This window comes from Algorimicrobium echini, from assembly GCF_900115185.1.
Lineage (GTDB): Bacteria > Bacteroidota > Bacteroidia > Flavobacteriales > Flavobacteriaceae > Algorimicrobium > Algorimicrobium echini.
Genome location: NZ_FOVN01000001.1, coordinates 293635 through 315007 on the forward strand (window position 1 = coordinate 293635; position 21373 = coordinate 315007).

Consider the following 21373-nt stretch of genomic DNA (forward strand, 5'->3'; position numbering starts at 1 on the left):
TTAAATTATTTTTTTAAATGGTTCATGTTGTTCAATATTTACTGATTTCTGTAATACCTTTTTAAGCTTATTAACAGTTAAAGGTTTGGTAATATAGCCTGCACAATAAGGCTCGTTGCGAGCCTTATTAATATCGTCTGGACACATTGAAGACGATACCATATAAATTTCTATCGTTCTGGTATTCATAAAGTTTAATTGCTTAAATTCTTCAAAAAAGTTAAAACCATTCATTTCAGGCATATTTACATCTAGCAAAATAACATCTGGAATAGCTACAGACTTAATATTAGCATTCAATTCCATTAATTTAAAAAAACTAATAGCAGATATTGCATTATTAAAAACCCGTGTTTTAACATTTGGGTTGTACTTTTCAAGTATTCTTTGATTGACGAAAAGATCTATTTTATTATCATCAATCAACATGATATTTTTAATCATTGTTTACGTTTCCTTCTTTTAAATTTGGTAATTGCACCTCAAACGTGGTGCCTTCATTTAGTTTACTTGTTACACGCACGCTTCCATTAAAATCTTCCGCAATACGTTTAACAATATAGAGTCCTAGGCCAGTACCCTCTGTGTGTACTGTACTTGCCTTAAAATAAAGATCAAACACTTTATCAATATGATCTTCATGTATGCCTAAACCATTATCTGAAACGGTTATAAAGGCGTGAGTATCTGATACATTTATTTGAATACAGGTTGTAGGAATGATATTATTTGTTTCAGGTTTGGCAAAACAAACGGTATTATGGATTAGATTTTGAACTATTGAGTCTATCAACTCTTGATTAAAATAAAAATCAGCACGCTGATTAATAGCGACTTCAAATTTAATATTGTCAAAATTCTTAATACCGTTTAAAGCTACAAGCGCCTTGTTTATTTTCTCATCAAAATCTATCATGGTAATATCTCGCCGTTTTTCAGATATAATGGAAGCAAAAGCTAAATCATCTAATAAAAGGCGACCTTTCTCTAGAGTTTCATCCAGCATATTTACCAATAAGGTTGTTCTGTTATTCAGCTTTTCCTCTTTTAAAAGATGTAGCAAGCCTTCAGCAGATGTTAAGGGCGCTTTCAAATCGTGAGCCGAGCGGTATAAAAACAACTCCAAGTCTTTCGTTGTTTTTTTTAGTTTTTCTTCTAGCTTCTTTCGTTTAGAGATATCAAGCATGAAGGCGCAATAAAATTTTTCTTTACCATTTTGCCAATTACTCATGGCAAATTCAACTGGAAATTCTTCGCCATTTTTTCGTAAACCTAGCATTTCAATATTATCGCCATAGGTGTCATTATCCAGTTTATCTTTAGCTTTAAGCAATTCTTTTACACCTGTGTCTACTTGATTTTTAGAGATTAAAACTGTTAGTGGTTCTCCTATAATTTCAGAACTGGAATAACCAAATGCCAATTCAGCGCCTTTATTCCATTCAATAATATTCCCAACACTATTGGCTACAACTAAAATACCGACATTAATAGATTGAAATATATTACTGTATTTGGTTTCAATAGCCTTTAATTGACTTGTTGCTTTGGCACTATTTTTAAGTTTTTTTGATTTTATAGTTGCATAGATAATTTCATTATCCAAATTAAAAACTGGCTTTAATTTCGATATAAAAAATACTTGATTGCCTTTTTCCGATAAACCCATAGATTGATATTTACAAACTTTACCTTTTGTAAATACTTTTTCTACTTGGTTTTTTATATAATCATGATTTACGGGATTTACAAAATCATATATATATAAACCTATAATACTGTTGTAAGAATTGTTAATTGCACTTTTAGATGTGTTGATGATTTTCCCATATTTATTAATATATAGAACGTCATCCGTGAAATTTTCAATCAGTCTTTTTTCTTGACATTGAATAGAGTTTTTACTTGTATTATTGCAGTAGTAATTGGTAATATCACTACCAACCGTAATATATTTAATTACTTGGCCTTCTTCATTTTTTACAGGCTCAATGGTGGTATCTAACCAATGACTCTTACCGTTGTCGGATTTATGAAACAGGATACCTCGCCAGGTTTCTCCTGCCAAAATAGCTTTCCATATTTCCCAAAAAACAGTTTTAGATTGAATGAGTGCATTTAGCAAATGATTGGCTTGTCCGATAGTTGAATTCCTAGGAACATTCAATATCTTGGTGAAATTTTCGTTCTGATATATTATTCTTCCTACCGCATCTGAAATGGCGACAATAAGATGACTATCCAAAGAAGCCAACAAGGCTTTCTCTTGAATATTTGAATTTGTATATTCTAGTTCTTTAGACATTAAAATTTCTTTTGGATTCTTCACAAAATGCTAATGCAGTTTCTGTATCTGCAAAAACCTGAACAAGCGCATCTTGAGCAAATAATCTTTTATAAGACCCAATAAGAAGTTTACTATGTAATGTGTTGATAACAAAAGCTTGTGTGATAACAAACTTTTTTACAATGAGGCTATCAGCGAAGAATTTGGCTGCTATTGGCGAAAAATTACCAATAAAATTACGAATATCAATAAGTAGTGGCATGGGTTTACCTGCTGTAAGTTTTTCAATCTTTAACAGGTAAGCTTCTGCACTATCTTCAGTCAAAAAACAATCTGACTGATTAAATTGGCAAAACAAAATGTCATTTTCAATCCAAAATATGACTTTTTCAGATTGATCTAAAATAGGCATCGTCATAGGTTAGCATTCTTTGGGGTACTTGTGCTAATTTGGAATGCCAAAATATATGCCAAACAGCAAATGGCCACACTAAAAAATGATAATCAACTGATTATTAGCTACAAAAAAATGTTTAAGAAATTTTAGAATATTTTGGACATCACGGCATACCGAGAAAAATAGTCGACAAACGGGAATTCCACGGAATACCATGGATTATGTTAGCTTTTTCAGTCCTAATTTTTTCATTCTATCTCGTAACGTACTGGGTTTCATTTGTAGCAATTCTGCTGCACCATCAGGCCCTTCAATCTTCCAATTCGTTTTGTGTAATATTTTTTTTATGTGAATTCTTTGAACATCATCTAATGATAAATTTGTTGATGAAATTAGCGATTCCTTTTCTGAGGATTTAAAATTGGGAATTTTAAGTTTTTCATCATTTGAAAGTATAATGGCTCTTTCTACCAAGTTTTCTAACTCACGGATGTTTCCTGGCCAAGAATAGGATTGCAAATCACGTTTGGTTTCTTCGGAAATATATTTCACGCTTTTACTATAAAGCTTACTATATTTATTTACAAAATGCTCTAATAAAATAGGAATATCCTCAATACGTTCGCGCAAAGGAGGTATGATAATTGGAAAGACATTGATTCTGAAATACAAATCTTCACGAAAGTTTTTGGCCTGCACCTCTTCCTGCAGATCCCTGTTAGTAGCTGCTATAATACGAATGTCTACTTTTTGAGTCTTGGTCCCTCCTATTGGCTCAATTTCAGACTCTTGGATGGCTCGTAATAATTTTGGTTGCATATCTAAAGGTAATTCGCCTATTTCATCTAAAAACAAAGTGCCTCCATCGGCTAATTGAAACTTCCCTAATTTATCACTAATAGCTCCCGTAAAAGAACCTTTTTTATGCCCAAATAACTCACTCTCAATTAACTCTTTAGGAATTGCGGCACAATTCACCTTAATTAAAGGTTTACTTTTTCTGGAACTTGTATTATGAATAGCTCGTGCCAACAGTTCCTTTCCGGTACCTGACTCCCCTAAAAGCAATACGGTTGCGTTGGTTGTTGCTACACGCTCTACATCTGTAAGTACCTGACTAAAGGATTTACTCCCGTAAACCATTTCTTCATAATTAAATACCAAATCAATTTCTTCACGTAAATAAATATTTTCCTGCTCTAGTTTTTTTTGTAGGTTTTTTAACTCCGAATTTAATCCCACTAGTTTTTGATTGGACTTAATAAGTTCTATTTCAGCTGTATTTCTTTTATCGCATTCAACTGCTAATGAAATAATATTAGCTATTGACGTTGCAAATTCCTCGTCTTCAATGGTCCATTCTTTTTTTGAACCAATATGCTCAAAACATAAAACACCATAATGCGTTTGGTGGCCTTGAATCAGTACATCTAAAGTAGCAGTAATATTTAACGGCTTTAGGTATCTTTCCGCAAACTCTTCAGTTTGTTCACTATGAATAGCATCATCAACCCGCAGAGTTTTATGTTTAAACAAATATTGGAAGTATTTTGGATAGTCATGCGCTTTGAATTCTACTTGTTTAAAGTAATCGTGTTCCTTTAGGTTATATGCACTTTGGCACGCAATGGTGTTCTTTCCCTCTTCAAACTGCCAAATACTAACACGCTCAATACGCATGGTTTTAGCAGCTAGCCTAGTTATTTCCTTAAAAACATAGCTTAAATCGCCTCCAACTAATCCCGCTAATTTTAAAATAACATCTTTTTTCTGCACTGATTTTTTGGATATTTTTTCAAGTACCTTTTGGTATTTTAAACGTTCGGTACTATCCATAATTATCTCTAAAAGATATGCTTGATTATGTATAAATATTTTTTTAAAGGTGAGTGTTGCATGTTTGATGCTATCAGAATGATTGATTAATTCAACTTTATCATGTGAAATAGATATATTTTCAGAGGATTTGATGGTGTTTATAAATTCTGAATTAAAAACCGTATGCAGCTTGAGCTCATTTGGTGTATGGTTTAATGCATTATTTCTATTAAAACCAGTATAATCCTCCCAAGCCTCATTAACATCAACATATTTAAATGTTTCTAAATCAAATACTGATTTTGGTATTGGGCTATTATTAAAAAAACTGTTGTAGCAGGAATCATTTTCTTTAAACATCTGGAAATCGACATGCAACGGGTTCAAATCAAAAATACCTATGTAGTATGATTCGTGAAGCTCTTTATTTTCTAACAAAGCAAATGTGGTTAATACCCTTAAATCTTTACCTCGTTTTGTAGAGAGATCAATGTAACCATTCCAGAATGTTTCATTACTTATGATACCCCAAAGCGGATGTTTAGCTTGCTGCTCAACTTTAGTACATTGAAGACTATTTATTGATTTGTTGAGCAATTCACTTTCATCACATTCCAATAAAACCGTTAAAGGCTGACTGACATACATAAATTTACCCGATTGATTCAAAAAACAAATCAATGCTTTTTCATGAAGTACTTTGGCTAATTCATTTGGATTCAATTCACTCCATATTTTTTGTAATTGAGCACACATCATATTTTGACTTGTAGGTTTGCAATATTGTTAAAATATCTTGCTATTACTTGAGGATAATTCAATGAATTTACAAAAATTAAGAGAGTTTAGAAAATTATAAGTGGAATAATCTATTAAATACCATATCAATATCTGCTTATTAAGGCACTATAAAATGTATCTTGCTACATACTTTAAGCAGCTTTGTAAAGCTTATAAAACAAAAAAGCATCCCAATCTTCTATACAGAAAAAAGGAAAGCTTTCCATCGGTTTAACTACTTAAACCATTGATAGACTTTTACATCTATCAAACAACACAACTAAATTTTATTGCCAAAAAAAGCTTCAATTTCTTGAAGCTTTAGCAATATTTGCGGTCTGGACGGGACTCGAACCCGCGACCTTCGCCGTGACAGGGCGACATTCTAACCAACTGAACTACCAGACCGTTGCTTTATTGCATGCTTAATTGTTTTTACTTGCGTAACAACCTATCAAGCGGGTGCAAATATAAACAGCTTTTTCAATATGTCAAATGTTTTTTCAATAAATTTTGAACTTTTTTTACTACTTAAATTTTTGGCGCGCTATCATGTAGGTTGTCAATATGTTATTAAAATCCTTATTGATATCCGCTTCCACATAATTTATATGGTATTGTTGGCATTTTAAGCGAATTCTATTAAAATATGCTTGGATGGCTGTTTCATAGTTTTCTTTAATCCGATCTGCATATAAATTAATATGATCACCTGTTTCAACATCTACAAAACGTTTGGGAGCATTGTCAAAATCAAAACGTTCCTCTTTTTCCTTATCAAATACATGAAATAACACAACTTCATGCTTGTTGTATTTTAAATGGCGTAGCGCATTAAATAATTCACCTTCTTCGGTTTCCGTTTGAAACATATCTGTAAAAAAGAAAATTAAAGAGCGTCTATGAATTTTTTCAGCTATTTGGTGCAAATACGTATAGGTTTCTGTTTTCCGAGCTTCCGGTTTCTTTATTAACACATTATTGAGCTGATACAATAGCATTTGATGGTGTCGCTCACTCCCTTTTTCAGGAGCATAAAAATCATACTGATCACTATAAATACTCAAGCCAACAGCATCCCGTTGTTTTTTAAGAATATGCATTAAGCTTGCGGAAGCTAAAACAGAGAAAGCTATTTTATTTAAAGCGTCTATGTTATACTGTTTGAGTTCTGGATAATGCATGGAACTACTGTTATCCACAATTAAATGGCAGCGTAAATTGGTTTCATCGTCATACCGTTTGGTAAAAAGCTTATCCGTTTTTGCAAACAGTTTCCAATCTATATGACGTGTGCTTTCGCCTTGGTTATAAATTTTATGCTCTGCAAATTCTGCTGAAAAACCATGGAACGGACTTTTATGCATTCCTGCAACAAAGCCTTCTACCACCTGTTTGGCTAGCAACTCTAGGTTTTTAAAACCACCTGCTTTATTAAGTTCGTTTTGTAAATCCATTCCTTTTTTACCTTGGGGTATCTTTCCTAAACGAGAAAGTATATAACGATTATTATTTTATTATATCATCCATCTGTTGCTATAACAACATCTTCCCAATGGGAAGGTTTACAATTTGGGTTATTCACCAATAGTTATTGGTAAAAACCCAAACTACTATAGCCCTAAACTAAAAAAGGTTTGCCATAACAACAAACCTTTTATCTTTTCTTTTAATAAGTATACTATAAAAGTGCATCAATAGCTTCAGTATAAGCACTTTTTTGCGCTACACCAACTTGACGACCTACTACTTCACCGTTTTGAAAAACTAATACTGTTGGTATGTTACGCACACCGTATTTAGCAGCAAACTCTTGATTTGCATCAACATCTACCTTTCCTACAACAGCTTTACCATCATATTCTGTACTAATTTCGTCAATGATTGGTCCCACCATACGACATGGTCCACACCAAGCTGCCCAAAAATCAACCATTACAGGTTTGTCACTTTTTAATACTGTTTCCTCGAATGTTGCATCTGTTATTTCTAATGCCATAATTTATAATTTAATAGGTTCTACTTCAATTTATAATACAATATTAGTCAAAAATTTTGCCAAAGCTTACAACCTGACAATTTGTTTTACTTATGGTTTCATTACTTGCAGCTATGCTCACTATTTTAACACATCCTCTTTTTTATTATTGCTATAAAACGTCAGAATTTACTATTCCATGACAAAAAAAAAAGAATACTGCTGCAATCTGTTAGTAATTTAGAGTTAGTCGTTTACGATATTTTGAAATTCAGTCAATTTTCTTATCTATCTTTTCTTTGTTCTCTTCTCTATTCTACATTTTTTTTGACATCTTAATAGTTTCAATCTAGTACACAAAAGCATTTGGCTGCGTTACTATGGCACATTAATTCAGCTTATAAAACACATCATTACGCTCCAATTCCAATAACAACTCTTGCGAAATTTGCACCTTTTGCTTTCTACTTGGCATATTTAATTTTATCTGTTCTTCATTATCATACACTATAAAATTCAGCGCATGATCGCCAACATGACTATTCAATAAGCCCTCTAGCTGACTTATTTTAGATTCTTCTAAATCGGTTATATTTAACTGTATGGATAGTTTCTTGGCATAGGTTTCCATCACATCATGTAGCAGTTGAAAACTGTTAAACTGAATTCGCGGTTCACCACGAACACCAGTATCTTTTTTAATCCAACCTTCACGTACAAATATTTTAATATGTACAAAAGAGTTCTTTAATAAAAAGTGCCTGAATTTTAAATATTCTTCCCCAAAAATTCGAAATTCAAAACTAGTTGTATAATCATCAACCGTAAACATAGCCCAACCTTTTCCTTGCTTACTTACCCGATGCTGAACATCTGTAACCACACAACCAAAGGTTAACTCTCGATTTATATAGGGTTCAATATTTTCTAATAAAGCTAACTCGGCATTACAAAATGTTTTCATTTCAATTTTAAAATCATCCAACGGGTGACCCGAAATATAAATACCAACCACTTCTTTTTCTTGTGCTAATTTTTCCATGGTTCCCCATTCTTCACAAGGTGGTACTTCGGGCTCGGCAATTTGCACATCGCTGGCCTCACCAAACAAACTTACTTGAGCAGAATTTTCATTTTCTTGATGTTTGGCACCATACTTTATGGCCTTTTCTAGAAAGGTAATATCGTCACCTTCTTTATGAAAATATTGCGCTCTATGTGTGTCTTCAAAACAATCAAAACCACCTGCTAACGCTAAATTTTCGAAAGCCTTTTTATTTGCTGCACGTAAATCTATACGCTTGGCAAAGTCGAAAATAGATTTAAAAGGTCCATCTTTTTTACGATTTTCTACAATGGTCATAACCGCACCGTGACCGACGCCTTTTATAGCTCCCATTCCGAAACGAACAGCATAATCCTGATTTACGGAAAACTTATAGTAACTCTCATTTATATCTGGACCAAGCACGTCCAATTTCATACGTTTACATTCTTCCATAAAAAACGATACTTGCTTAATATCATTCATGTTATTAGACAATACAGCTGCCATATACTCTGCTGGATAATGTGCTTTTAAATAAGCAGTTTGATAAGCAATCCAGGCGTAACAAGTAGAATGCGATTTATTGAATGCGTAACTAGCAAATGCCTCCCAATCTTTCCAGATTTTTTCTAATTTTTTAGCATCATGACCATTTGCTTCAGCTTGGGTAATGAATTTTGGCTTCATTTTATCTAAAACCGCAATTTGCTTTTTACCCATGGCTTTACGTAATACATCGGCTTCACCTTTGGTAAAGTTGGCTAATTTTTGGGAGAGTAACATAACCTGCTCTTGGTAAACTGTAATTCCGTAGGTTTCTTTTAAGTACTCTTCCATGGCTGGTAAATCGTACTCAATATCTTCTTTACCATGTTTACGTTTTGTAAAACTTGGTATGTATTCCATAGGACCTGGTCTGTACAAGGCATTCATAGCTATTAAATCCTCAAAAACTGTCGGTTTTAATTCCTTTAAATGTTTTTGCATACCTGGCGATTCATACTGAAACACACCAACGGTTTCTCCACGTTGAAATAACTGGTAAGTTTTTTCATCATCTAATGGAAAACTATCTGGATCTAAATCAATATTGTGTTTGGCTTTAACAATTTTAACCGTATCCTTTATTAAGGTTAGCGTTTTTAAACCCAAAAAATCCATTTTTAACAAACCAGCATCTTCAACAACCGAGTTATCAAATTGGGTAACATACAAGTCAGAATCTTTTGCCGTTGCAACGGGAACGAATTTGGTAATATCGTCTGGTGTAATAATAACACCACAAGCATGAATTCCGGTATTTCTGACTGAACCTTCTAATATTCGTGCTAGATTTACGGTTTCTGCTTGCAAATCGGATCCTTCTGATATGTTTAAAAGTTCGTTAACTTTTTCTAAATCTTCCGAGCGGAATTTGCTACTCAACTCCTTTTCACTCATGCCAAAAATCTTGGCAAGCTTAGACATGGTTGGAATTAATTTAGCAATTCTATCTGCATCAAATAGAGGCAAATCCAATACACGAGCAGTATCACGAATAGAGGATTTGGCTGCCATGGTGCCATAGGTAATAATTTGCGCCACCTGACTGCTACCATATTTATCAATAACATAATCCATAACACGACTTCGGCCTTCATCATCAAAATCAATATCAATATCAGGCATACTTACACGATCTGGATTTAAGAAACGCTCAAAAAGTAAGTCGTACTTCAACGGGTCTATATTGGTAATCCATAAACAATAGGCCACTACAGAACCAGCAGCCGAACCACGACCTGGCCCTACAGACACATCCATATTTCTGGCCTCTCGTATAAAATCTTCAACAATTAAAAAATAACCTGGATAACCGGTATTTTCAATAACACTCAACTCGAAATCTAAACGCTCGGTAACTTCTTCCGAAAGATTTTCACCGTAGCGTTTTTTTGCGCCTTCATATGTTAAATGTCGTAAAAATGCATTTTCACCGCGCTTACCACCATCATCCAAGTCTGCTGAATCTTTAAATTCTTCAGGAATATTAAAAGCAGGCAGTAAAACATCTCGTGCTAATTCATAGGCTTCTACTTTATCTACAACCTCCTGAATATTGCTAATAGCTTCTGGAACATCTTTAAAAAGCGCTTTCATGTCTTCAGAAGACTTGAAATAGTACTCTTGATTTGGAAGACCGTATCGATAGCCACGACCACGACCTATAGGTGTAGCTTGTTTTTCACCATCTTTTACACACAGTAAAATATCGTGGGCATTGGCATCTTCTTTTTTTGCGTAATAGGTGTTATTAGTGGCGACTAATTTAATATCGTGCTTTTTGGAAAATTCAATTAAAACCGGATTTACCCGATTTTCATCTTCCTGATTATGGCGCATAATTTCAATATACAAATCGTCTCCAAACTCTTGCTTCCACCAAAGTAAGGCCTCTTCGGCTTGGTTTTCACCTATATTTAAAACTTTACTTGGCACTTCACCATATAAGTTTCCAGTAAGGACTATTAAATCTTCTTTGTACTGCTGAATGAGCTTTTTATCAATTCGTGGTAAATAGTAAAAGCCATCTACGAAAGCATGGGATGATAACTTGGCTAAATTATGATAGCCTTTTTTATTTTTGGCTAGTAAAACTATTTGATAACCGTTATCCTTTCTAGATTTATCGGTATGATTCTCGCACACAAAAAATTCGCAACCTAAAATGGGTTTAATCTCTTGTAATTTAGTGGTTTCTCCACGCTCTTGAGCTTCCTTATTTTTTACCTGAACACTTTTATTATGATTACTAACCGCTTTTACAAAATGAAAAGCTCCCATCATGTTTGCATGATCCGTTAGGGCAACGGCAGGCATATTATGTTCGGCTGCTGCTGCTACTAAATTAGGAATACTAATGGTTGATTGCAGAATGGAAAATTGCGAATGATTATGCAAATGCACAAAATTAACCGACTTTAACTCTGAAATATTTTCCTTTATTTCTTGAGCCGATAAACCATCATCTTGAGTTTTTAAAATCTGCTGACGTATTTCTGCACTTGCTTGTTTTAAATTGATGTGTTTTAAGCCCAGCAGTTTAATCTCCTGCGGATTCGCTTTGGAAAATTTTTCAAAATAATCTGGCTGAACATCTAATTGCTCTTTAGTATACTCTTCACGTCTGACTAATTCTAGAAAACAACGCGTAGTTGCTTCCACATCGGCAGTAGCATTGTGTGCTTCCGCAAATGGTTTATTGAATAAATACTGGTGTAACTCTGTTAGCGTAGGTAGTTTAAATTTTCCGTAACGTCCTCCTGGCAACTGACACAAACTTGCTGTATGTTCCGTGCAGGTATCTAGAACTGGCAATTCCTGAAGGTTATTTTCTAGATTCCCACGAACAAATTCGGCTCCCATAATATTAAGATCGAATTTTACGTTCTGTCCAACTACAAATTTGGTTTTGGCTAATGCTTCATTAAACTTTTCCAAAACATCTTGTAACGGCAAACCTTTTTCGTGAGCTAATTCTGTAGAAATACCATGAATTTTTTCAGCGTCATACGGAATATTGAATCCGTCAGGTTTTACTAAATAATCCTGATGATCAATACAGTTTCCCATGTCGTCATGCAACTGCCATGCAATTTGAATACATCTTGGCCAGTTATCGGTATCCGTAATTGGTGCATCCCAACGTTTTGGTAAGCCAGTTGTTTCTGTATCGAAAATTAAGTACATCTGTTGTAGGGTTATTTATCGTTATGCTGAACTAATTTCAGTTCAAAATACTGAAAATAATTATGAATTTATTGGAAAAAATGAGACTATAAAATTACATAGAATTAATGCTTTTTTAAAATGAAGTTATAAATATTTATACAGAAAAAGCGCAACTGTTTCCAGTTGCGCTTTTTCAAGCAATTTTTATTGTTTATTGATTTTAAGATACTAATTCCTCATGAACTTTTTCAGTATTAATTGCACTTTGTATAGCATTTTTGTGCTTAATTAATAAGGAATCAATACTTGGTGGCAATGTTCTGTCTTTTAGTATTTCTTTATACTCGTCTAAACTAGCCTTTTCGCCACGGATAGCCTCTTCTAAAATAGCTTCTGTATCATTGGTAGTGAAAGTTGATTTTAAGGACATCCAATTTCTGTGCATGGTACCTTTAAAACTTCCTGAATCTTCTGGAATTTCTCCGTATTGAAGTATTTCCGTCCGGAGTTCTTTTGCAAATTGACTACGCTCGGTAGCTCTTCGTTTAAAAAACATTTTTATTTCAGGATTTTCCACATTGTTCATGGCATTAATGTAACCCTTTTCAGCATCGTAATTTTTTACTAATAATTCGTTTAATTTGTTTGAAATTTCTTCTGTGAACTTCTTCATAATATCGCTTTCATTTAAATTTCAATAGGTTCTTTAAAGATGCGTATTGTTTCACATCTACTTTAATATAAGGGTTATGTGGGCTGAAGTCAAGTATATAGTCCGAAACCTTAAAAACTTTGGCTCTTTTTAACAAAAAACGCGACTAAAGAGCCGCGTTTGTTAATTTTTTTATGAGAATTACCTTACATATTATCTAAATAGTCTGGAATACCATCGCCATCACTATCATCGTTGGTAACATCGCCATCGCCATCCACATCTTCATCTATGGTAAGTATGCCATCACCATCATCATCATTATCTAAATAGTTTGGAATGTCGTCGTTGTCCGTATCGTCATCCATTAAATTACCATTATCATTTACATCTTCAGCTATGGTAGCTAACGAGTCACCATCATCATCGGAGTCAAGGTAATTTGGAAATTCATCGGCATCTGTATTATCATTTTCAGGGTTACCATCGCCATCCAAATCTTCGTTTATTGATAAAATACCATCGCCATCATCATCATTACAGTATAAGCTATCTATAATTGCTTGAATAGAGCCGTCACTATCGATACAAGCATTTTGCTGATTCACTAGTGCTTGTCTATATGCATTACAATTAGCCGAATAATCATCTGAAGTGGTTGGTGTATCTTCAAAAACTGTTCGGGTTAATGCTACTTGTGCCAAGGCATCGTCGCAAGACATAACATTAGGACCTGCTCCAGTTGGGAGTGGCAAATCGAAAAATACACCTTCACTTAAAGTAACTGTTTTGAGACCTGCTTCTGAGTACGCATTAAAATAAAATTCGCCTGAAACGGTATTATTAATTGCATCATATCGTGAAATAGTAATTAATCCATCGGCTGGATATAAGCTAAAATCTGGATCAGGCTCGTTATTCGTAGAATAGGTAACATCTTCCAAATCTATAAATTCAGCAAAGCTTGAATTACCTATGCCTACTGAATAATTTCCAATGGCTAGTGTTTCAATATTAAGGGTAATGGATTCAAAGTTATCGCCTCCAGTAATAATTAATCTTCCGGTATCATCGTAACTTGCGTTATAAAATAAGGCCTTCCAACGTTCGCCATCTTTTTTGCCTTGAAGAGCTGGAGAGTTAAATTCAATTTCATCACCACAACTAAAAACAGTCACAAATGCTAAAGCTAAAACAAATAATTTTTTCATGATTTTGCGTTTATTGTCAAAAAATAAGAACTCAAAAATAGAATAAAAATTATAAGAAATAGAATTTTACATAACTATTTAAATTTCAAAAAAATATAGTATCTTTGCACCCTTATTAATAATCGAGGTCGCGAACCTCACTAATTAATTTATATGTCAGTTAAAATTAGATTACAAAGACACGGTAAAAAAGGAAAACCTTATTACTGGATCGTTGCAGCCGATGCACGAGCAAAGAGAGATGGTAAATACCTAGAAAAATTAGGTTCTTACAATCCAAACACCAACCCAGCAACCATAGAGTTAAATATTGATGGTGCCGTACAGTGGTTACAGAATGGTGCACAACCAACTGAAACAGCTAAAGGTATTTTATCTTACAAAGGCGCTATGTTGAAAAATCACCTTGCTGGTGGTGTAAGAAAAGGAGCTTTAACCGAAGAACAAGCTGAAGCTAAATTCACTGCTTGGTTAGAAGAAAAAGCAAGTAAAGTAGAAGCTAAATCGCAAGGTTTAACAGCTGCTCAAGCTGAAGCAAAAGCAAAAGCATTAGAAGCTGAAAAAGCAACTAATGCAGCGCGTATTGCTGCCAATGCACCTGTAGCTGAAGAAGAAGTTGCTGAAGAAGCAGCCGAAGACGCTCCAGTTGCAGAAGCAGATGCTTCAAAAGAAGAAGAATAAAAAACAAAATTTTTTATACTTTTGAACCCAGACTTTTTACAGTCTGGGTTTTTTAGTACTTATAATCTTTTGATTTTTTGTATGAATTACCACGTAGATGGAAATCTCATCAATAACAAGCAAACAAAATAGATTCCGGTTTTAACGGGAAATAGATATGAAAAAAGAGGATTGTTTTTATTTAGGCAAAATAGTATCAAAATACAGTTTTAAAGGTGAGTTACTTATAAAGTTAGATACTGACGAACCCGACTTATACGAAAACCTGGATGCTATGTTTGTAGATTTACGGAATAATCTGGTACCATTTTTTATTGAAACTTCCCAACTTCATAAATCAGATTTATTGCGAGTACGCTTTGAAGATGTCGATACAGAAGCCGATGCAGACGCACTAATAGCTTGCGATATCTATTTACCTCTAGATTTATTACCAAAGCTTGAAGGTGATAAATTTTATTACCATGAAATAATTGGGTTTAAAGTTACTGATATTAATTTTGGAAACGTGGGCATTGTAATTTCTGTTAATGACTCGACTGCACAGGCGCTCTTTGAAATTGATAATAATGGAACTGAAATTTTAATTCCAATGCATGACGCTTTCATAGTAAAAGTAGACAAACCTAACAAGGAAATTGTATTAGATACACCTGAAGGACTTATTGATTTGTATTTAAATCCTTCCTAAACGCTTTCTACTCTAAACAACTCTTCTGTTTATGTCTAAGCCATTCAAATTTAAAGAATTCACCATTCACCAAGACCGTTGTGCCATGAAAATAGGTACAGATGCTGTGTTACTTGGCGCTTGGACTTCCATAAAACACCAACCAAGTTCTATTTTAGATATTGGCGCTGGCACTGGTGTTTTGGCTTTAATGTTAGCACAAAGAAGTTCAGAAATCCCTATCGATATCGAGATTATTGATGCTCTTGAAATAGATGAAGCTGCTTATGAACAGTGCGTGGAAAATTTCGAAAATTCAGTGTGGGCAGACCGGTTATTTTGTTATCATGCATCTTTAAATGAGTTTACAGATGAGATAGATGATACTTATGATCTTATTATTTCTAACCCTCCTTTCTATTCCGAAGATTTCAAAACAGATAACCAGCAACGTGACATTGCTAGACTCCAAGACGCCATGCCCTTTGAGCATCTTTTAGCTGGTGTTTCAAAATTACTTTCAGAAGCTGGTGAATTTTCAATTATAATACCTTTTCAAGAGGAAGAAAAATTTATACGCTTAGCTGAAAGCTTTCATTTATTTCCACATCGGATTACGTATGTTCAAGGAAATCCTGATTCTGAAATTAAACGCAGTTTAATTTGTTTTAAACGAACAAAAACCACATTAGAAAAAACGCACCTCATCATAGAAACGGGAAGACACCAATACACCGATGAGTACGTGACACTTACAAAAGATTTTTATCTGAACATGTAATTTTCGGATAATACATCATGTTTGCCAATTTTTAATGTAGCTTTATAGTGTTGAACTTTATAATTCTTTCTCATTTTGAGCACACCGAAAATAGAAATATCTGCATTAAACCAAATAAAAATACTTTTACTTGTTGGAGGCATTCTAACCTTATTATATTTTGGACAAAGCCTAATCATGCCATTATTAGTGGCTGCTATAATGGCCATTTTGCTTGATATTCCAGTAAAAAAACTTAAAAGTTGGGGATTACCCAATTGGTTAGCAATAACCATTGCTATATTATTAATGCTAGTTATTTTCTTTCTGCTCTTCTGGCTCATTACTTCTCAAATTAATACCATGGCAAATGACTGGCCTACTATGAAAGAAAAGGCAACCGAAAAACTCAATATTTTCTCACAATGGACTAACGAACAGTTAAATTGGGACTATAAAGATTATATAGAAAACAACAAAAAATTAGTCCAAAAAGCGGAAGGTTTAGCCAGTTCATTTCTTTCGTCTTTCATGAATTTACTATCACAATCCTTAATAATTTTTGTCTATATTATCCTCTTCCTCATGCAAAAAAAGCAGTTTATAAACTTTTTTAAAAAGCTTTTTTCAAATGAAATAGCTATGAGTTCACTATTAGTAAACTCGGCTAAAATAACCAAAAACTATTTTGTAGGAAAAGGCAAAATTATGTTGTTTCTGTTTGGCATCTATTATGTTGGATTTCTAATAGGGTCTGTTCCTTATGCTTTGTTTTTAGCTTTGTTTGCAGCATTATTTTCCATAGTCCCTTATATAGGAAACGTAATTGGAGGTGGTGTTGCTGTAATTCTTTCCTATTTGTATGCAGGTTCAACACCAGCTCTTATAGTAATTGGCGTTGTTTCTGCAGCACAATTGATTGAAAATTATGTATTAACACCTTGGGTTATCGGTGATGAAATAAATCTAAACCCATTTATAACCATATTTGGTATTATTGTATTCTCAACGCTTTGGGGTGTTGTGGGTGCCGTAATTTCTTTACCCATAATAGCTGTTTTAAAGGTTATTTTAGATCACACCAAAGGCATGGAGGCTTATGCGTATTTATTGAAAAAAGAAAAGTGACTTATTTCTAACGGTATTTTATGTATTATTTATCCTAATAGGCTGGCATTTTAAACCCTTAAAAAAGGATTATTAAATTGTTGACTGAAAACGTTTTCATTATCTTTGTGAAACATTTATAACAAAATAATTCATATGAAGCCAGATTTATTTGAAGCTCCTGATTACTACAACTTGGATGAGCTTTTAACAGAAGAACATAAATTAGTACGTGATGCTGCTAGAGAATGGGTGAAGCGCGATGTGTCTCCAATAATTGAAGAGGCTGCACAAAAAGCAGAATTTCCTAAATCCATTATTGGAGGTTTAGCAGAAATAGGTGCATTTGGACCATATATTCCTGAAGAGTATGGCGGAGCTGGGTTAGATCAGATTTCCTATGGTTTAATAATGCAAGAAATTGAACGTGGTGATTCTGGTGTTCGTAGTACGGCTTCGGTGCAATCGTCACTAGTTATGTATCCAATTTGGAAATATGGTAATGAGGAACAACGCAATAAATATTTACCAAAACTAGCTTCTGGTGAATGGATTGGCTCTTTTGGATTAACGGAACCTGATCATGGTTCTAATCCTGGCGGCATGACAACTAACTATAAAGATATGGGCGACCATTACCTTTTAAATGGTGCAAAAATGTGGATTTCCAACGCACCTTTTTGTCAAATAGCCGTTGTTTGGGCTAAAAATGAAGAAGGAAGAATACACGGCCTAATTGTAGAACGTGGTATGGAAGGCTTTACAACACCTGAAACCCATAATAAATGGTCCCTACGTGCAAGTGCAACTGGCGAACTCATTTTTGACAATGTCAAAGTCCCTAAAGAGAACTTATTACCAAACAAGTCTGGATTAGGCGCACCACTTGGTTGTTTAGATTCAGCACGTTATGGCATTGCTTGGGGAGCCATTGGTGCAGCTATGGATTGTTATGATACAGCTTTACGCTATAGCAAAGAACGCATGCAATTTGGAAAACCAATAGGTCAATTTCAATTGCAACAAAAAAAATTAGCTGAAATGATTACTGAAATCACTAAAGCCCAATTATTGGCTTGGCGATTAGGGGTTATGCGTGAAAAAGGAACTGCAACATCGGCTCAAATATCGATGGCAAAACGCAACAATGTAGAAATGGCAATTAACATTGCACGAGAGGCTAGGCAAATGCTAGGTGGTATGGGCATTACAGGAGAATACTCAATTATGCGCCACTCTATGAACTTGGAAAGTGTTATTACCTATGAAGGTACACACGATATTCACTTACTAATAACAGGAATGGATGTTACGGGCTTAAACGCCTTCAAGTAGAATATTTTCACCTACCATTAGTTAGATTGTCTCCATAGAATACTATACACGTTAGTATGTATATTACAAAAGTGCTTCTTCATTCGAAGGAGCATTTTTTTATCCTTTTTTTGTTTACATTTATTGTATGTTATCCAGCAAAAAACGTTTAGACAGAGCCCTTAAAGAAGCAAAGATTATCAACTTTGATAATCATTCAAAATTCATTCTTTTTAGCGATTGCCATAGAGGCGACAACAGTTTTGCTGATGATTTTGCTAATAACCAAAATGCCTATTTCCACGCACTAAAGCATTACTATGCTGAAGGTTTTACCTACATTGAATTAGGAGATGGTGATGAACTATGGGAACACCGAAGTTTTAAAACCATTTTTGAAGCACACAAACATGTTTATCTTTTACTCAAGGAGTTTTATAAAAATAACCGCTTGCACATACTCTTTGGAAATCATGATATGGTATATAAAGATGCTAACTATGTTAAAAAACATTTATCTATTTATTTCAACCCTATTACTGGCAAAAACGAACCACTCTTTAAAGACATTATTATTAATGAAGCTATCATTTTAAAACATACAAAAACACAGCAAGAACTTTTTTTAACGCATGGTCATCAAGCTGATTGGTGGAATTACACCTTTTGGAAATGGAGTCGGTTTTTAGTTCGTATTCTTTGGAAACCTTTAAATGTCATGGGTATTTCCAATCCTACTAGTCCGGCAAAAAACCGATTAGAACTCATGCGTATTGAAAAATTATTAAAAAACTGGATTGTCCAAAACAATAATTTAATTACTATTGTTGGCCATACCCACAGGCCACGATTTCCAGAACCACAAGATATTGCTTTTTTTAATGATGGTTCGTGTGTTTTTCCACGAAGTATTACAGGAATAGAAATTGAAAAAGGCGAAATCTCACTCATTAAATGGCAAATTGCCACAACAGATGATGGCACATTAAAAGTTGTTCGAGTATTGCTAGAGGCCCAAGAAAGTTAATAGAATACCAAACTAAATAGTATAGGTTAATTTATCAATGTGTGCATGTACAGCTGATTGTTTAATTTCTTGAATTTTACGTTCCATAACAGACCTATTTAAAAACAATTCGCTAATTCCAATTGTTTCGTCTGTTCTAATTTTTCTAAACTTGAAATAAGGATTCCCATAATTAGATTTTAATCGGGAATAAGCTTGGTCATTAACTGAATTACGCTTAACTGTTTGTATGTGTTTCAAACAATTGGTTTTAGTTGAAAACCCAACACTTATAAAAACAATATGCTTGGAATCTGATTTTAACAAAAAATGATAAAGACCTTTTTTATCTACAAATATTTTAAATAATGCCATAAATGACTCTTAAATGTTTTAAAAATTAGAACATATAAAGTACAAAAATGTTATATAAAATGAATGATGAATTTTATTCGGCTGGTGCCAACTGTACTTTTAAGCCTTCCATTTCAGGTGTAATTTGAATTTGACAACCCAAACGGGAATTATCCTTAACAAAAAATGCTTCCGATAACATAGCTTCTTCATCATCTTGTTTTTCTGGCAATGCGGTATCACTTAATACGTAACATTGGCAACTAGCACACATAGCCATACCTCCGCAAATACCAATGGTACCTTCTGGTGCTAATTCATAACTACGCACAACCTCCATAAGATTCATTGCCATATCTGTTGGAGCTTCTATTGAATGCGAAACGCCTTCGCGATCTATGATGGTAATATTTACGTCCTGTTCCATGTTTTTATTGAAGTTCTAGTTTAAATAATAAAATTTAACTAATCAAACGCTTTTACAACAGCTTTAGGAGCTTCTTTTCTAGTACCATCAAAACCGTCTACTCCTGCAACAGTTGTATATTTTAAAACATAACGTTTTCCTGGATTAATAATTTGGTAAGCTGACTGACACATTAAAGTCGCTTCATGAAAACCACATAAAATGAGCTTTAATTTACCTGGATAGGTGTTAACATCTCCAATTGCAAAAATGCCGGGAATATTGGTTTGATAATCTAAAGAATTATCCACTTTAATGGCATTTTTTTCAATCTCTAATCCCCAATTTGCAATAGGCCCTAATTTTGGTGAAAGCCCAAACAGAGGAATAAAATGATCGCATTCCACTTCAAAATCTTTAGGTATGTGTGCAGCTTGAGAAACAACTACAGCTTGCACTTTATCATGCCCTAAAATACCAACAACTTCGGCAGGCGTTATAAGATTTATTTTTCCTTGATTTTTTAATTCTTGAACTTTTTCTACAGAATCCAAATGACCTCTAAATTCATTTCTACGATGAATAAGTGTCACCTCACTAGCCACATCACTTAAAAAAATACTCCAGTCCAATGCCGAATCGCCACCACCAGCAATGACCACTTTTTTATCCCGATATATTTCTGGATCTTTAATCATATACTCCACTCCTTTATCTTCAAAATGAGCAATATTATCAATAAGTGGTTTTCGTGGTTCAAAACTACCTAAACCACCAGCAATAGCAACAACAGGTGCCTGATGTTGAGTTCCTTTATTGGTTGTAACAATAAAACTCCCGTCTTCTTGTTTTTCTATGGTTTCAGCTCTTTCGCCTAGAGTAAATCCTGGCTCAAATTGTTTACATTGTTCTAAAAGTTTAAGCGTTAAATCGCCTGCTAAAATTTCTGGATAAGCTGGAATATCGTAGATGGGTTTTTTGGGATACAACTCCGTACATTGACCACCAGCTTGGGGTAAAGCATCAATAAGATGACATTTTAATTTTAATAATCCGGCTTCAAAAACGGTGAATAATCCAGTTGGCCCTGCGCCAATAATAAGTATATCTGTTTTAATCATAGTCACGCCCAATACTTGGGGAAATTCTTTTTGTTCAACTTTGGTTTTAGTTACAAATTTCTAATAAATAAC

The 21373-nt window shown here is 34.0% G+C and carries 17 protein-coding genes, 1 tRNA gene and 1 pseudogene; 6 read left to right on the forward strand and 13 right to left on the reverse strand.

Annotation, left to right across the window (positions count from 1 at the left end; genetic code table 11):
• The 10 genes from BM239_RS01415 to BM239_RS01460 all read right to left on the reverse strand — a co-directional run bounded on the left by BM239_RS01415 (position 1) and on the right by BM239_RS01460 (position 13882).
• Positions 1–444, reverse strand: a complete 444-nt coding sequence (locus BM239_RS01415; RefSeq protein WP_245758171.1) for a response regulator — start codon at positions 442–444, stop codon at positions 1–3.
• The gene (locus tag BM239_RS01420; RefSeq protein ID WP_092206743.1) at positions 437–2305 is read right to left on the reverse strand and encodes a PAS domain-containing sensor histidine kinase; all 1869 of its coding nucleotides are present in this window, start codon (positions 2303–2305) and stop codon (positions 437–439) included. Before BM239_RS01420 ends, BM239_RS01415 begins: the two co-directional genes overlap by 8 nt.
• Complete coding sequence (locus BM239_RS01425) at positions 2298–2705, reverse strand: DUF7793 family protein (RefSeq protein ID WP_092205865.1); 408 nt, start codon at positions 2703–2705, stop codon at positions 2298–2300. Before BM239_RS01425 ends, BM239_RS01420 begins: the two co-directional genes overlap by 8 nt.
• 198 nt (positions 2706–2903) lie before the next feature.
• A complete protein-coding gene (locus tag BM239_RS01430; RefSeq protein ID WP_245758172.1) occupies positions 2904–5261 on the reverse strand; it encodes a sigma 54-interacting transcriptional regulator in 2358 nt (785 codons plus the stop codon).
• Positions 5262–5616: 355 nt separating this feature from the next.
• Positions 5617–5690, reverse strand: a tRNA-Asp gene (locus BM239_RS01435).
• A gap of 119 nt (positions 5691–5809) precedes the next feature.
• Positions 5810–6739, reverse strand: coding sequence for a DUF58 domain-containing protein (locus tag BM239_RS01440; RefSeq protein WP_092205867.1), 930 nt, complete (start codon positions 6737–6739; stop codon positions 5810–5812).
• 224 nt (positions 6740–6963) lie between these two features.
• On the reverse strand, positions 6964–7281 hold the full coding sequence (gene trxA / locus BM239_RS01445) for a thioredoxin (RefSeq protein WP_092205868.1): 318 nt from the start codon (positions 7279–7281) through the stop codon (positions 6964–6966).
• 367 nt (positions 7282–7648) lie between these two features.
• Positions 7649–12037 (reverse strand): DNA polymerase III subunit alpha, encoded by a 4389-nt coding sequence (dnaE, locus tag BM239_RS01450; protein ID WP_092205869.1) that lies wholly within the window; start codon positions 12035–12037, stop codon positions 7649–7651.
• Positions 12038–12239: 202 nt separating this feature from the next.
• Complete coding sequence (locus BM239_RS01455) at positions 12240–12692, reverse strand: ferritin-like domain-containing protein (protein ID WP_092205870.1); 453 nt, start codon at positions 12690–12692, stop codon at positions 12240–12242.
• A gap of 185 nt (positions 12693–12877) precedes the next feature.
• Positions 12878–13882: a DUF6252 domain-containing protein gene (locus tag BM239_RS01460; RefSeq protein ID WP_092205871.1), complete on the reverse strand. Its 1005-nt coding sequence runs from the start codon at positions 13880–13882 to the stop codon at positions 12878–12880.
• A gap of 153 nt (positions 13883–14035) precedes the next feature.
• Here BM239_RS01460 and BM239_RS01465 point away from each other — a divergent pair, with 153 nt between their 5' ends.
• The 6 genes and pseudogenes from BM239_RS01465 to BM239_RS01490 all read left to right on the forward strand — a co-directional run bounded on the left by BM239_RS01465 (position 14036) and on the right by BM239_RS01490 (position 19461).
• Entirely contained in the window at positions 14036–14563 is a 528-nt protein-coding gene (locus tag BM239_RS01465) for a 30S ribosomal protein S16 (protein ID WP_092205872.1), read from the forward strand.
• A 157-nt stretch (positions 14564–14720) separates the two neighbouring features.
• Entirely contained in the window at positions 14721–15254 is a 534-nt protein-coding gene (gene rimM, locus BM239_RS01470; protein WP_092205873.1) for a ribosome maturation factor RimM, read from the forward strand.
• A gap of 31 nt (positions 15255–15285) precedes the next feature.
• Positions 15286–16014: a tRNA1(Val) (adenine(37)-N6)-methyltransferase gene (locus BM239_RS01475; protein WP_092205874.1), complete on the forward strand. Its 729-nt coding sequence runs from the start codon at positions 15286–15288 to the stop codon at positions 16012–16014.
• A gap of 75 nt (positions 16015–16089) precedes the next feature.
• Positions 16090–17121, forward strand: a complete 1032-nt coding sequence (locus BM239_RS01480; protein WP_092205875.1) for an AI-2E family transporter — start codon at positions 16090–16092, stop codon at positions 17119–17121.
• Positions 17122–17256: 135 nt separating this feature from the next.
• Positions 17257–18435 carry an acyl-CoA dehydrogenase family protein gene (locus tag BM239_RS01485; protein ID WP_092205876.1) on the forward strand — a complete coding sequence of 393 codons (1179 nt, stop codon included), beginning with the start codon at positions 17257–17259 and terminating at the stop codon, positions 18433–18435.
• 127 nt (positions 18436–18562) lie between these two features.
• Positions 18563–19461 (forward strand): annotated as a pseudogene (locus BM239_RS01490) (metallophosphoesterase).
• Here BM239_RS01490 and BM239_RS01495 read toward each other — a convergent pair.
• The 3 genes from BM239_RS01495 to BM239_RS01505 form a co-directional block, all read right to left on the reverse strand.
• Positions 19454–19795, reverse strand: a complete 342-nt coding sequence (locus BM239_RS01495; RefSeq protein ID WP_092205877.1) for a YegP family protein — start codon at positions 19793–19795, stop codon at positions 19454–19456. The pseudogene BM239_RS01490 and the gene BM239_RS01495 overlap by 8 nt on opposite strands.
• A gap of 73 nt (positions 19796–19868) precedes the next feature.
• On the reverse strand, positions 19869–20201 hold the full coding sequence (locus tag BM239_RS01500) for a 2Fe-2S iron-sulfur cluster-binding family protein (RefSeq protein WP_092205878.1): 333 nt from the start codon (positions 20199–20201) through the stop codon (positions 19869–19871).
• Between the two features lie 38 nt (positions 20202–20239).
• Entirely contained in the window at positions 20240–21301 is a 1062-nt protein-coding gene (locus BM239_RS01505) for an NAD(P)/FAD-dependent oxidoreductase (protein ID WP_092205879.1), read from the reverse strand.
• Between the last annotated feature and the right edge of the window lie 72 nt (positions 21302–21373).

Coding starts and splice junctions, on each gene's coding strand:
- BM239_RS01415 (WP_245758171.1), bottom strand. CDS start 444: ATGATTAAAAATATCATGTTGATTGATGATAATAAAATAGATCTTTTC.
- BM239_RS01420 (WP_092206743.1), bottom strand. CDS start 2,305: ATGTCTAAAGAACTAGAATATACAAATTCAAATATTCAAGAGAAAGCC.
- BM239_RS01425 (WP_092205865.1), bottom strand. CDS start 2,705: ATGACGATGCCTATTTTAGATCAATCTGAAAAAGTCATATTTTGGATT.
- BM239_RS01430 (WP_245758172.1), bottom strand. CDS start 5,261: ATGATGTGTGCTCAATTACAAAAAATATGGAGTGAATTGAATCCAAAT.
- BM239_RS01440 (WP_092205867.1), bottom strand. CDS start 6,739: ATGGATTTACAAAACGAACTTAATAAAGCAGGTGGTTTTAAAAACCTA.
- trxA (WP_092205868.1), bottom strand. CDS start 7,281: ATGGCATTAGAAATAACAGATGCAACATTCGAGGAAACAGTATTAAAA.
- dnaE (WP_092205869.1), bottom strand. CDS start 12,037: ATGTACTTAATTTTCGATACAGAAACAACTGGCTTACCAAAACGTTGG.
- BM239_RS01455 (WP_092205870.1), bottom strand. CDS start 12,692: ATGAAGAAGTTCACAGAAGAAATTTCAAACAAATTAAACGAATTATTA.
- BM239_RS01460 (WP_092205871.1), bottom strand. CDS start 13,882: ATGAAAAAATTATTTGTTTTAGCTTTAGCATTTGTGACTGTTTTTAGT.
- BM239_RS01465 (WP_092205872.1), top strand. CDS start 14,036: ATGTCAGTTAAAATTAGATTACAAAGACACGGTAAAAAAGGAAAACCT.
- rimM (WP_092205873.1), top strand. CDS start 14,721: ATGAAAAAAGAGGATTGTTTTTATTTAGGCAAAATAGTATCAAAATAC.
- BM239_RS01475 (WP_092205874.1), top strand. CDS start 15,286: ATGTCTAAGCCATTCAAATTTAAAGAATTCACCATTCACCAAGACCGT.
- BM239_RS01485 (WP_092205876.1), top strand. CDS start 17,257: ATGAAGCCAGATTTATTTGAAGCTCCTGATTACTACAACTTGGATGAG.
- BM239_RS01495 (WP_092205877.1), bottom strand. CDS start 19,795: ATGGCATTATTTAAAATATTTGTAGATAAAAAAGGTCTTTATCATTTT.
- BM239_RS01500 (WP_092205878.1), bottom strand. CDS start 20,201: ATGGAACAGGACGTAAATATTACCATCATAGATCGCGAAGGCGTTTCG.
- BM239_RS01505 (WP_092205879.1), bottom strand. CDS start 21,301: ATGATTAAAACAGATATACTTATTATTGGCGCAGGGCCAACTGGATTA.